At 72.0% G+C, this 12,338-nt stretch carries 13 protein-coding genes; 5 read left to right on the top strand and 8 right to left on the bottom strand.

All coding sequences use genetic code 11. From position 1 onward, the window contains the following. The first annotated feature begins 10 nt into the window (after nucleotides 1-10). Together G472_RS0120940 and G472_RS40665 are read left to right on the top strand one after the other, a co-directional pair. Nucleotides 11-1,306 (top strand): O-acetylhomoserine aminocarboxypropyltransferase, encoded by a 1,296-nt coding sequence (locus tag G472_RS0120940; protein ID WP_029009937.1) that lies wholly within the window; start codon nucleotides 11-13, stop codon nucleotides 1,304-1,306. A 141-nt stretch (nucleotides 1,307-1,447) separates the two neighbouring features. Further along, nucleotides 1,448-2,296 carry an SPOR domain-containing protein gene (locus G472_RS40665; protein ID WP_029009936.1) on the top strand — a complete coding sequence of 283 codons (849 nt, stop codon included), beginning with the start codon at nucleotides 1,448-1,450 and terminating at the stop codon, nucleotides 2,294-2,296. 15 nt (nucleotides 2,297-2,311) lie between these two features. On the opposite strand, the gene G472_RS34690 is transcribed toward G472_RS40665, so the two are convergent. Continuing rightward, nucleotides 2,312-3,550 carry an MFS transporter gene (locus tag G472_RS34690; protein ID WP_035693296.1) on the bottom strand — a complete coding sequence of 413 codons (1,239 nt, stop codon included), beginning with the start codon at nucleotides 3,548-3,550 and terminating at the stop codon, nucleotides 2,312-2,314. 96 nt (nucleotides 3,551-3,646) lie between these two features. After that, on the bottom strand, nucleotides 3,647-3,970 hold the full coding sequence (gene cutA / locus G472_RS39840; RefSeq protein ID WP_029009935.1) for a divalent-cation tolerance protein CutA: 324 nt from the start codon (nucleotides 3,968-3,970) through the stop codon (nucleotides 3,647-3,649). A 79-nt stretch (nucleotides 3,971-4,049) separates the two neighbouring features. Between cutA and G472_RS34685 the strand changes: the two genes are divergently transcribed. Together G472_RS34685 and G472_RS0120915 are read left to right on the top strand one after the other, a co-directional pair. After that, entirely contained in the window at nucleotides 4,050-4,361 is a 312-nt protein-coding gene (locus tag G472_RS34685) for a hypothetical protein (RefSeq protein ID WP_051341100.1), read from the top strand. A gap of 170 nt (nucleotides 4,362-4,531) precedes the next feature. Beyond that, a complete protein-coding gene (locus tag G472_RS0120915; protein ID WP_029009934.1) occupies nucleotides 4,532-5,110 on the top strand; it encodes a hypothetical protein in 579 nt (192 codons plus the stop codon). 16 nt (nucleotides 5,111-5,126) lie between these two features. Here the strand turns inward: G472_RS0120915 and G472_RS0120910 are convergent, their stop codons facing one another. The 6 genes from G472_RS0120910 to G472_RS0120885 all read right to left on the bottom strand — a co-directional run bounded on the left by G472_RS0120910 (nucleotide 5,127) and on the right by G472_RS0120885 (nucleotide 11,429). Then, nucleotides 5,127-5,411 carry a hypothetical protein gene (locus tag G472_RS0120910; RefSeq protein ID WP_029009933.1) on the bottom strand — a complete coding sequence of 95 codons (285 nt, stop codon included), beginning with the start codon at nucleotides 5,409-5,411 and terminating at the stop codon, nucleotides 5,127-5,129. Nucleotides 5,412-5,567: 156 nt separating this feature from the next. Continuing rightward, nucleotides 5,568-7,256, bottom strand: a complete 1,689-nt coding sequence (locus G472_RS0120905; protein ID WP_029009932.1) for a methyl-accepting chemotaxis protein — start codon at nucleotides 7,254-7,256, stop codon at nucleotides 5,568-5,570. Between the two features lie 43 nt (nucleotides 7,257-7,299). Continuing rightward, nucleotides 7,300-7,947: a hypothetical protein gene (locus G472_RS0120900; RefSeq protein ID WP_156927198.1), complete on the bottom strand. Its 648-nt coding sequence runs from the start codon at nucleotides 7,945-7,947 to the stop codon at nucleotides 7,300-7,302. Between the two features lie 296 nt (nucleotides 7,948-8,243). Next, nucleotides 8,244-8,744: an SAF domain-containing protein gene (locus tag G472_RS0120895; protein ID WP_029009930.1), complete on the bottom strand. Its 501-nt coding sequence runs from the start codon at nucleotides 8,742-8,744 to the stop codon at nucleotides 8,244-8,246. Next, nucleotides 8,744-9,640: a shikimate dehydrogenase family protein gene (locus tag G472_RS34680; protein WP_051341099.1), complete on the bottom strand. Its 897-nt coding sequence runs from the start codon at nucleotides 9,638-9,640 to the stop codon at nucleotides 8,744-8,746. The genes G472_RS0120895 and G472_RS34680 overlap by 1 nt, the downstream gene beginning before the upstream one ends. A 100-nt stretch (nucleotides 9,641-9,740) precedes the next feature. Then, nucleotides 9,741-11,429: a Na/Pi cotransporter family protein gene (locus G472_RS0120885; RefSeq protein ID WP_245593544.1), complete on the bottom strand. Its 1,689-nt coding sequence runs from the start codon at nucleotides 11,427-11,429 to the stop codon at nucleotides 9,741-9,743. A 274-nt stretch (nucleotides 11,430-11,703) separates the two neighbouring features. Between G472_RS0120885 and G472_RS34675 the strand changes: the two genes are divergently transcribed. Continuing rightward, the coding region (locus G472_RS34675; protein WP_035693293.1) for a DctP family TRAP transporter solute-binding subunit at nucleotides 11,704-12,338 on the top strand (635 nt) is incomplete at its 3' end.

The following is a 12,338-nucleotide window of genomic DNA, read 5'->3' as shown; positions in this document are numbered from 1 at the left end:
GAACCGCCACATGAGCGATCAGAAGACGTTCGGCTTCGAGACCCGCGCCATCCACGCCGGCGCCGCACCCGATCCCGCCACCGGCGCGCGCCAGGTGCCGATTTACCAGACCACGGCGTACGTGTTCGAGGATGCGGACGACGCGGCGTCGCTGTTCAACCTGCAGAAGGTTGGCTACATCTACTCGCGCCTGACCAACCCGACGGTGTCGGCGCTGGAGGAGCGTATGGCCAACCTGGAGGGCGGCGCCGGCGCCACCTGCACCGGTTCGGGCCACGCGGCACAGATGATGGCGCTGTTCCCGCTGATGGCGCCGGGTGACGACTTCGTGTCGTCCAACAAGCTCTACGGCGGTTCCATCAACCAGTTCCGCAACAGCTTCCCGCGCGCCTTCGGCTGGAACGCCTCGTTCGTCGACTTCGACGACCTCGACGCGGTGAAGCGGGCCATCGGGCCGAAGACCAAGGCGATCTTCTGCGAAAGCCTCGCCAACCCCGGCGGCGTCGTCAGCGACCTGGAGGCGCTGGGCCGCATCGCCGCCGACGCGGGCATCCCGCTGATCGTCGACAACACGCTGGCCACCCCGTACCTGTGCCGCCCCATCGAATGGGGGGCGACGCTGGTCGTCCACTCCACCACCAAGTTCCTGTCCGGCAACGGCACCTCGCTGGGCGGCGTGGTGATCGACAGCGGCGCCTTCGACTGGTCGAAGGACGGCAAGTTCCCGGCCCTGACGGAGCCGGAGCCCGGCTACCACGGCCTGCGCTTCCACGAGACGTTCGGCCATCTCGCCTTCACAATCCATGGCCACGCCGTGGGGCTGCGCGATCTCGGGCCGTCGCAGGCGCCGCTGAACGCCTTCCTGACGCTGAACGGCATCGAGACGCTGCCGCTGCGCATGGAGCGGCACTGCGCCAACGCGCTGGCGGTGGCGCGCTTCCTGGAAGGCCACCCGGCGGTGGCCTGGGTCAGCTACGCCGGGCTGGAGTCGTCGAAATACCGTACCGCCGCGGCCAAGTACCTGCCGGGCGGCGCCGGATCGGTCTTCACATTCGGCCTGAAGGGCGGCTACCAGGCGGGCGTGAAGCTGGTGGAAAGCGTGGAGCTGTTCAGCCACGTCGCCAACCTGGGCGACAGCCGCTCGCTGATCATTCACCCCGCCTCCACCACCCACCGCCAGCTCCCGCCCGAGGCGCAGGCGATGGCCGGCGCCGGGCCGGAGGTGATCCGCCTGTCCATCGGCATCGAGACCGCCGCCGACATCATCGCCGACCTCGACCGCGCCCTGGCCGCAGCGGCGGGCTGATCCGGCCGGGGGTCGACGGGGGGTGGCGCCGCGCGGCGCCACCCCCGGCCCTTCTCCCCGCATTTTCAGGCGAATGCTTGACAGTGCTGAGAATCCGGGTGACCCTTCCGGGGTAAGCTCGGCCGCATGGGGGATGCGGGAATGAAGACTGTCCGAACCGTCGCGCTCGCCACGGCCGCCAGCCTCGGCCTGGCCGGCTGCGCCGGTATCCCCGTGGTCATCAGCGCCGCCTCGCTCTATGTGGACACGGTGCTGGTGCTGCGCACCGAGAAGTCGGCCACGGACCATGTCATTTCGGCGGTGGCGGAGCGGGATTGCGGCCTGCTGAACGTGGTGCGCAACGGCCGTTTGTGCGAGGATGCGCCGCCGCCGCAACTGCTGGTCGCCGTGACCCGCGAGGTGCAGGCGGTGGCCCCCGACGCCGCCACCGGTGCCGAAGGGCCGGACCCCCGCCGCATCGGCCGGCCCGCACCGGCACCGGTGCAGGTCGCCGACGCGCCCGGCGCGGCGCTCAGCCTGACCGACGACGCGCCGGCAACGGCCACAGCGCCGGACGCACCGCCCGCCGCCCCGGCCGCGGTGCCGCCGGCCGTACGGACAGCCGGCACCCGCACCGAGGTGGCCGTCCTTCCCGCCGCCAAACCCGCCCCGCCGGCCGAACCGCCGGGCAGCCTCGCCCGCGCCACGGTGGAGTCGGGCACCGGCCGGCTGCTTGTGGTGGTCGGCAGCTTCCCGCGCCGCGATCTGGCGGAGACCCATCGCCGCCGTCTGGGCGACGATGCCGCCGGCATCGTGGAGGCGACGGTGGACGGCCGCCCGCGCTACCGCGTGGTGATCCGCCCCGCCGACCGCACCGATGCCCTGCGCCGGCTGCGCCTTGCCCGCGCCGACGGCATCGCCGACGCCTGGCTGCTGCCGTGGAGCGGCAACCTGTCGGTGGACAGCGCGGTGGCCGCCCTGCCCTACGTCGGCTGGCTGTACCGGATCTGAGCGATCGGGGCCGGCTCAGTCGCCGCCGGCCGGCACCGCGGTTGCGTCCGGGACGGGGGCGGGGGCGGGCTCCTCGACGGGCGCCGCACGCTCGCCCGGCAGCAGCAGGGCGGCCAGGAACGAGACGGCGACCAGCAGGGACAGCGTGGTGTACAGCATGTGAAACTCGCCGTACCGCTCGTAGAAGAAGGCGACCATGAGGATCGCCAGGGGACCGGCGCCGAAGGACAGGATGAACTTGGCGCCGAAGGCCAGGCCCCGATGGCGGGCCGGGGTGTAGCGGGCCAGCAGCATGCTTTCCGCCGGGATCTGCACCTGCGAGGCGATGACCACCAGCGCCGCCGCCCCCACCAGCGGCAGCCCGGCCAGCACCGCCAGGGCCGCCATCAGAGGCACCTGCACCATCATGCACAGCACGTAGATGCGCTTGACCGGGTAGCGGTCGGCCAGGTGCCCGCCGATGAGCTGGGGGATCGCCGCCGTCAGGTAGACCGCGGTGACCAGCCCGCCGATGCCCAGGGTTCCCGCCCCGAGCAGGCCGGACAGGCGCTCCTCGAACAGCTTGGGCAGCACCACCTGCATGGCGTTGAACATCAGCCCGGCGCACAGCATGGTCACCGACAGCACGACGAAGGCGCGGATGACCTCACCCCGTTCCGGCCGTGGCTGCGGCCGGACGTCGCCGCGGCGGTCGACCACCAGGCCGGCGGCGATGCAGAGGCCCAGGGCCAGCCCCAGCAGCAGGCTGAGCACCCCCGGCAACAGGAAGGCGGCGCGCCAGCTCCACAGCTCCGTCAGGCCGCCCGCCACCACCGCCGCCAGGGCCACGCCGACGCTGCCGAACAGACCGAGATAGCCCAGCGCCCGCCCCCGGTTGGCCGCGTTCTTGACCACCCACGACATGCCGATGGGGTGGTAGATCGACGCCCCCAGCCCCAGCACCGCCAGGGCGATCCACATGGCGTCCGGCCCGTCGGCCAGGCCGGCGGCGATCGACCCGACGCCGGTGCCCAGGAAGAACAGGACCATCATGCGCGAATCGCTCCACCGGTCGCCCAGCCAGCCGGCCAGCGGCGCCGCCAGCCCGATCATCAGGGAGCCGAGCGTCCACAGCCGGATCAGCTCGTCGTAGGAGAGGTTCCATTCCCGCTCCAGCACCAGGACGACCGTCAGGAAAAGCCCCGTGATGATGTGCATCAGGGCGTGCCCGACCCACGAGAACCCGACCGCGAGGCGAGCGGACTTATCGGTCATCGAACGTCTCCGAGCGTGGATGGATGCGCCGACACTCTCACGCAGCGCCGCCGCCCGTCCATGGCCGCCGCCGCATGGCGGGCATGCCCCCGACCCTTACGCCGTTTCCCGCCGCAGCCAGGCGAGGTAGTCGGGGTTGCCGCGCCCGGCCGGCAGTTCGACGATGCAGGGGACGTCGTAACCGTGGAGCGCCTTCACCCGCGCGGTGAGCGTGTCGACCAGGGACGCCCTGGTCTTGGCGATGAAGGCCACCTCGGCGGCGGTCTCCACCGCCCCCTCCCAGCGGTAGATCGACGTCATGGGGCCCAGGATGTTGATGCAGGCCGCCAGCCGCTCCTCCACCAGGGCGCGGCCGATCCGCTCCGCCTCGTCCGGCGAGGCGGCGGTCATGTAGACGAAGACGAGATCGTCGGCCGTCATGATCCACCCTCCGTGATGCAACGGACACCGTTCGTCCGTAAACTGTCCCGACTTTGCCACAGCCCGCCCGAACCGACCAATGGCCACGCCGACCACTCCCGCCGACCGCCGCCTGCCGACCGACACGGAGGCGGCGTGGCTGCGCCGCGGCCTCGACCAGCCCGGCGGCAAGCTGCCGCTGTTCGACGACGAGGGGCAGCGCGTCCGCCCGCGCATCGTCCGCGCCTGCCTGGACCGCGGCTGGGCGGAGCGCTGGTTCGCCAACCCGCTCAAGCCGGACTGGCTGGTCTGCCGCCTGACGGCGACAGGACGCGACGCACTGTTCGCCCGCAGCCGCGTCATCGCCGTCGACTTCCGTCACCCCGGCGCGGCGGCCGGGGACGCGGGCTGATGCGGCCGGAAAACGATCACATCCATTATGTCCGGCCGGTCCCGGCATGGATCGGGAGAGGCTTACAGGCGGCGTCATCACGATGCCGTCCGCATGGGTTTCCCTCTGGCCGAACCGCGGTTATCCGTCGGAAGGTGACGGGCACGACCGTTCGCGAAGGGGACCCCGCCATGCTCCGCACCCTGCGTCCGCCGGCCCTGGCGGCCGCTCTCTGGCTCGCCGCCGCCGGCACGGCTTCGGCGCAGCCGGCCGCCGCGCCCTCCGGACTGCCCGACTGGATCGCCGCGCTGTGGCAGCCGGTGGCGACCTGGACGGCGGCGGCGGTGGGCTGGGTCGGCGCGGAGGAGCACATCGCCATCGACGACCTGCACCGCTTCGCCCGGCGCATCGCGGAAGAACCGGAGGCCCTGGAGGCCCTGGTCGGGGAGGCGGGTTTCTCGGTCAACACGATTTCGGTGGGGCTCTCGCCGCTGCCCGACATCACCCTGGATCTCGATTTCGAGCGGCGCCTGACGGCGCAGGAACGGGCGGATCTGATCGCCCGCACCGCCATGGAGGGCGGCGCCTTCGGCCTGCTCGAACGCAGCCTTCTCGACCTGCTGCTCGCCGCCGCCGACAGCGAGCACGCGGTCGAACGGGACAGCGGTTACGCCCTGACCGGCGTGGAGATCGACGTCGACCTCATTCCGCGCGCCACCATGATCCTCAGCCCCCGCGCGCCCGACCGGACGGCGGCGTTGCAGCGCTGACCCGGCCGGCGCCGGATCACGCCCGGCCGGACACGCCGCCGCCCGCCTGCTCGATGGCGGCCAGCCGGTCGCGGATGCGCGCGATCACGCCGTCCACCAGCCGTTCCGCCGCCGCATCGGCGACACCGCGGCTGGCCATCAGGGCCAACGTGATGTTGCGGTAGCCCTGAAGGGCGGCGTCCCGCAGGTCGTGCGGCAAGCCGGCCAGATAGGCGGCCAGCCGGTCCACCACCTCCTGCGCCGCCAGGGCGACGGCCGGCGACGCGATGCCGGCCCGGGCTGCGTCCGGTAGGGTCTGCATGCGGTTCTCCCGTGTTGGCACAGGCCATAGCTGGGAACGCCGCCGGGTTGCCGCACCGCGCGCCGTGGGGGAGCGGCCGAATGCACCGCCCTCTCCGGACGGGGCCCCCACGGCGGGGCCCCGCCGCCCGAAGGGAGCGCCGACCCTATACGGACGTCACGCCGCCCGGATGCCCTCCAGGAACGTCTCGACCTCGCGGCGCAGGGTGTCGGACTGGCGGCCGAGATCGTCGGCGGCCCCCAGCACCTGCTTGGCCGCGTCGCCGGCCCGGCCGGCGGCACGGGTCACCTCGGTGACGTTGCCGGTCACCGCGTCGGTGCCGCGCGCGGCCTCCTGCACGTTGCGGGCGATCTCGTTGGTGGCGGCGGTCTGCTGCTCGACGGCGCCGGCGATGGTGGTGGCCACTTCGTTGATGGCGGCGATGGTGCGGCCGATGCTGTGGATCGCCTCCACCACGCCACCGGTGGACTGCTGCATGGCCGACACCTGGGCGGCAATCTCCTCGGTGGCCCTGGCGGTCTGGTTGGCCAGGTTCTTCACCTCCTGGGCCACCACGGCGAAGCCCTTGCCGGCCTCCCCCGCCCGCGCCGCCTCGATGGTGGCGTTCAGGGCCAGCAGGTTGGTCTGCCCGGCGATGGTGTTGATGAGCTGCACCACCTCGCCGATGTTCCGGGCCGCGTCGTTGAGGGCGCCGACGGTGGCGTTGGTTTCCTCCGCCTCGCGCACGGCGCGGCCGGCGATGTCGGTGGAGCGGCTGACCTGGCCGGAGATCTCGCGCAGGGTGGCCGCCATCTCCTCGGTCGCGGAGGCGACGGTCTGCACGTTGGCCGAGGTCTGCTCGGCCGCGGAGGCGGAGGCGGTGGCCTGCCGGCTGGTCAGGTCGGCGATCTCCGCCATGTCGCGCGCAGTGGTGTCGAGCTGGCGGGCGGAACTGCCGACGGTGCCGAGGATGCCGGAGACCGTGGATTCGAAACGGCGCACCAGATCGCCCATGATGGACGCACGCCGCGCTTCGGCCGCATGCTCGGCCACCTGTTCGGCGGCCAGGCGGTCGGCCCGGATGGCGTACTGCTTGAACACCTCCACCGCGTGCGCCATCGCCCCGATCTCGTCCCGGCGGTCGAGGCCGACCACCGCGACGTCCTTGTCACCGTCGGCAAGACGGCGCATGCGCTCGGTCATGTCGACGATGGGGCGGGCGATCAGCCGACGGGCCAGCAGGCCCACCGCCAGCCCCAGCAACAGGACCATGGCGACGCCCACCTCGATGGCCCGGTAGGTGAAGGCGAACGCCTCGCGCTGGGCGGCGGCGCTCGCCTTCAGCCGCTCCTTCTCGGCGGCCGCCACCTCGGCGGCCAGCGCCCGCACCCCGGCGGTGTGGGCCGATCCGGCCCCCACCGCTTCCAGCATGCGCGCCTCGTTCACCGTGTCGGGATGGCGCATCAGGCGGATCTGGCGGTCGGCCACCTCGCCGTGCCACCGCTCCGCCAGTTCCCCGGCCCGGGCGAGACGCGCCTGCTGTGCGGGATCGGCGGCGGTGCGCGCCTTCAGGGACGCCAGCCTCGATTCGAAGCCGGAACGCGCCGTGCGGTACGGCTCCAGATAGGCGGGATCGCCGCTCAACAGGAAGCCGCGCAGCCCCGCCTGCTGATCCGCCAGTTCGGCGATCAGCCGTTCCGTGTCGTCGACGACCTGGTAGGCCCGCTCGGTAGCGGCCACGCTGTCCTCGATGGCGTCGACCTGGGTGTAGGCAATGGCGCCCATGACGGCGGTGGTCAGCAGCACCACCGACACCGCGGCCGTCACCTTGGTGGCGATTGTCATATCGTTGATGCGCTTGCGCATCGAACACCCCCTCCCCGTTCCTTATTGTCGGCGCTGCAGGCGCTTACCCCTTGGTCGCCTTCGCGCGGCGTTCGGCCAGTTCATCCAGGTCCACCTCGACGGTGGCCGCGCCGATGGGCTTGCCGGTGTCGGGATCGACGACGGTGAAGTCCACCTGCCGGCGCCGCGTCCCGGTCTCCGCGTGGATCTCCACCTCGGCCAGGTGCACGGCGTCGGGCCCGACCAGGAACGTCTTCCGGTATTTCGCCTCGTCACCCTGCCAATAGTCGGTGGTGACGCTGCTCTGCCCGACGTTCAGGCCGAGGTTGTCGGTCACGAACACCTCGGTGATCAGACCGTAGGATTCGGCCTTCACCTTGATCAGGTAGTTCGACAGGGGGCTGCCCATGAGCTGGGCGATCAGGGGCTGATCGTCCGATTTGGTTTCCGCGCGCCAGCGCTTGTCGAGCGCGTCGATGGTCGCCTGGTCCATGGACGTGTGCCGCTCGTTCTGCGCCCGCACGGCGATCAGCACCACCGGCTGGGCAACGATCTTGCGGAAGCTGGCCAGGAGGTCGTCGTCGATGTCCTCCGCCGCGGCGGGCGCCGTCGCCACGACCGCCGCCAGAAGGATCAGGAAGCCCGACACCCGCAGCCGACGACCGCCACCGCCGGACGCGGCGCCGCGGTTTCGGTTCGGAATGCGTAGCATTGTTTGCTTTCCAACTTGTTTGTTTGGCGCACCATCGTAGCGCGGGACCATTAAGAAGAGTTTTCTAATGGCAATGCCGTTGGAGCACCCGGCAATTTGTCGCAAGCCCCGGAGTCTCCGGGCACCGCGGCAATGTTGCGCACGCAAAACATTAGCCTGCGAACGCCTCCGGCATCGGCCGGCGTTCGCAGCATTTCACCATCCGGGAAATGGTCTTCCGGGAGATTGGCCGCTGCTGCCGCCTGACGGGCGGCTTCAGTCGGGCTTGCCGTATCGGTTGTGCCGGCCGGGTGTGCTCAACCCACCACGCCGAAATCCAGGGGAGCGCCGGCGGGCAGATCGTAAAGGGCGGATCGTCCGACCAGCCGGTCGGTGAAGGCGGCGCCGACGCCGGGACCGCCGACCTCCTCCTCCAGGTCGTCCGGGCCCAGCACCGTGCCGCGGACCAGGGCGCGGGCCGCCCGCAGGGTGCGGCGATCGCGCACCAGCAGGTCCAGACGGGCCAGCGGCGAGGGCATGAACACCACATCGCCGGCCGGCCGGTGGCGCATCGCCGCCTCGAACCCCGCCAGTTCGGTGCACAGGTAGCCGATGCGGGCACCGGCGGCGGCGAACACCGGGCGGCGCGGGTCGTCGGTGGGCACCAGCACATCGTAACGCCCGGCCAGCGCGTCGAGACCGCCGGCCACCGTCTCGTCGAAGCGATCGGCCCAGCCCGGCAGGGCGCGGATGTCCCCGGCCACGGCGGGGGAGCAGACCAGGATGGTCCGGGCAGCCGGCGGGCGCATCATGTTCATCACCCCGCCTCCGCCATGATGCGGCGCAGCGTGGCGCGGTCCGGGGCGCCGGGACAAGCCTTGGCGAAGGCGATCACCGCCTGGTCAAGGTTCATGCCCAGCCCGTTGGCCGTGCGCAGGCCGCGCGCGCGGGCCGCCGCCAGCAGCTCCGTTTCCTCCGGCTGGTAGATGACGTCGTAGACCAGGGCGTCCGCCGGCATCGCGGCCAGCAGCGCCGCCGCGTCGGGACCCAGGGGCGTGCCGGGGGGACCGTCACGGAAGCCGACGGCACTGCCGTTCACCAGCACGTCCGTCTGCGCCAGATCCGCCGTCGTCGGCGGCCAGGGGACCACCCGCACGGCGCCCTCCAGGGTCGCCGCCAGCGCCTGCGCCCTGGCGGCGGTGCGGTTGCACAGGGCCAGCGCCGCCACCCGGCCGGCCAGGAAGGCGGCCACGGCGCAGCCGGCGCCGCCGGTGCCGATCAGCAGAACGCGAGCCGAACCCAACCGGCCGTCCATCAGCTCCTCGATGCGGGCCAGCGCGCCGGCGCCGTCGGTGTTGGCGCCGACCAGCGCCGCGCCGTCGCGGTAGAGGGCATTGACGGCGCCGATGGCGGCGGCCTCGGGCTCCACCCGGTCGAGGAAGGGCAGGATCGCCTGCTTGTGGGGCATGGCAACCGCACCGCCGATGAAACGGGGATCGTCCCGCAGGGCGGCGACCACCGCCTCCAGCCGGTCCGGCGCCACGTCCATCGGCAGCATGCGGGCGTCGGCCCCCATCGCCGCGAAGGCGGCGTTCCACAACTGCGGCGAGCGCGCGCCGCGGGACGGGGACAGGCCGAGGATGGCGGCGTAGCGGGCGGTGTCCGGCGTGACCGTATTGCCGATCAGGTCGGGAAGCAGCGCGTGGGTCGACAACGGCAGGGTTTCCTGAGACGACGTTACCCGCAAAGGCGGTCGATGGCCCCTTCGTCCTACCCCGCCGCGCCATGGGGATCAAGCCCGACGCGGTCGCGATTCATGCATCCCGCTTACGCAGCGGCGCGAAGCCCGTGTGAGTCTTCAGGCGGCTGCCCCGCAACTCGCCGCCGGTTTCCAGGATCGGATAGGCGACCGCCGCGGCGTGGGCGTTGATGCGCTTGAGGTCACGCATGACGTCCAGGAACAGGGCGCTGGCCTCGATCCCCTCGACGCGGCCGGCGCGCATGCGCTCCAGGTGATCTTCGGCGGCGGCGCGCTCCAGATGGCGGACGGCGTCCTTTTCGCCGACGAGACGGCGGGCCATGCGCCGGTCCTCGGACAGGAAGATGCCCAGCGCCGTGCGCAGGTTGGCGAGGGTGCGGGCGTGCAGCGCCTCCACCGCCCGCAGGTCCTCGGGCGCGAAGCGCAGGCCGCGGCGCGCCTTCTTGGCGGCCAGATCCCGCAGGTTCTTGTCGATGACGTCGCCGATGTGCTCCAGGTTGATGGCGAAGGCGAGGATCTCGCCGGCCCGCCGCCCGTCCGCCTCGTCCAGGTGCTCGCGGCCCAGCTTGACCAGGTACAGCTTGATGGCCGTGTGCAGGGTGTCCACCGCGTCGTCCATGCGGCTCAGCTCGGCCATCGTGCGCTCGTCGCCGTGGCGCAGCGCCTCCAGGCTGCGGCGCAGCATGTCCTCCACCAGATCGCCCAGGCGCAGCGTCTCGCGCACGGCGCAGGCCAGCGCCACCGACGGCGCCTCCAGCGCGGACTCGTCCAGGTGGCGGGGTCCCGGCCCCTCCTCGCCGGCGTCGGCGTCGGGCAGCGCCCGCTCCGCCAGCCGCCCCGCCGACCCGACCAGCGGCAGGAACAGCAGCGCGAGGGCGGCGTTGAAGCCGGCGTGCAGCAGCACCGTCGCCTCCGCCGAGCCCGGCCCGTCCAGCCAGCCCGACACCAGCGGCAGGGCGACCGCCACCCCGGCGGCGCGCATCGCCAGGTTGCCCAGCGGCACCCGCCGGGCCGCCGGCCCGTCCGACGCGGTGGCCAGCACCGCCGGCACCGCCCCGCCCAGGTTGGCGCCCAGCACCAGCGCCGCGGCACCGGGCAGGTCGAGCAACCCGCCGCCGGCCAGCGACGCCGTCAGCAGCACCGTGGCGAGGCTGGAGTGAACGACCACCGTAACCGCGGCCGCCACCAGCACGGCCAGCACCGGTTCCCCCGACAAGGCGGCGAGCAGCCCCTGGATGAGGTCCGACCCGCGCACGGGCTGCGTCGCTTCGGCCAGCAGGCGCAGGGCCAGCAGCACCAGCCCCAGCCCGACCAGCGTGCGCGCCGTCGCGCGGCGCACCCGGCCGCCGCCCCCGGAGCCGGCGAACAGAGCCCCGCCCGTCAGGATCAGCACCGGCGACAGCCAGTGCAGGTCGAAGGCCAGCAGGCGCGCCACCAGGGCGGTGCCCACGTCGGCGCCGAGCATGACGGCCAGCGCCGCCGCGGTGCCCATCAGCCCCTGCCCGGCCGTCGCCGCGGCCATCAGGGCTGTCGCGGTGCTGCTTTGCAGCGCCAGCGTCACCGCCAGACCGGCCGCGAAGGCGCACAGCCGGTTGCGCGTTCCGAGCGCCACCCACCGTCGCAGGTCGGCCCCCGCCGCCCGGAACACGCCGGTGCGGACCAGCCGCAACCCCCACAGCAGCAGCGCGACGGCCCCCAGGACGTCGACCAGGACCAGGGTCGGTGAAATCGCCGTTCTCCCCACATGCGAATGCCCGTCACGAAACCGTAACATTCCGGCGGCGGGTTCGATCCACCGCAGCCGGGCAGCCATGCGGTTGCGCAGCACCTTCCCCTTATGTGGAGCGGATTGTGTGAAGCGGACACACGGGAACACCCGGGCTGTGCGGATTCCGCACGCCCCCGGCCCCGGCGGTCCAATGCTGCCGCGGATTCTCCGTATGGCACACGAATTGCCAAAGGTGGGTGCAGCCGTCCACCGGTCGGACGGCTGAATCAGAACCGGAGGAACCCCAGTGATGCGTAGCGTTCTTCATGCCCTCGCCGCCGCCGCCGTGGTCGGTCTGCTCAGCAGCCCCGCGCTGGCCCAGAAGCCCATCGTGATCAAGTTCAGCCACGTGGTGGCCGACAGCACGCCCAAGGGCTACGGCGCCCTGATGTTCAAGAAGCTGGTGGAGGAGCGGCTCGGCGGCAAGGTCAAGGTCGAGGTCTATCCCAACTCCCAGCTCTACGGCGACGCCAAGGAGATGGAGGCGCTGGCGCTGGGCGACGTGCAGTTGATCGCCCCGTCGCTGTCCAAGTTCGACCGCTACACCAAGCAGCTCCAGGTCTTCGACCTGCCGTTCCTGTTCGAGGACATTCAGGCGGTCGACCGCTTCCAGGCCAGCGAGGCCGGCAAGAAGCTGCTGAAGTCCATGGAGAAGAAGGGTTTCATCGGGCTGGGCTACTGGCATAACGGCATGAAGCAGCTTTCGGCCAACAAGCCGCTGCGCACGCCGGCCGATTCCAAGGGGATGAAGTTCCGCGTGCAGAACTCCGACGTGCTGGTTTCGCAGTTCCAGGCGGTCGGCGGCGTGCCGCAGAAGATGGCCTTCGCCGAGGTGTACCAGGCGCTGCAGACCGGCACCGTCGACGGTGCGGAGAACCCGTGGTC

Origin of the sequence: Azospirillum halopraeferens DSM 3675, assembly GCF_000429625.1 — a bacterium.
In the GTDB taxonomy this organism is placed as follows: domain Bacteria; phylum Pseudomonadota; class Alphaproteobacteria; order Azospirillales; family Azospirillaceae; genus Azospirillum; species Azospirillum halopraeferens.
The sequence above is the reverse complement of the archived record's forward strand: the minus strand, read 5'-3'. Positions and strand labels throughout refer to the sequence as shown.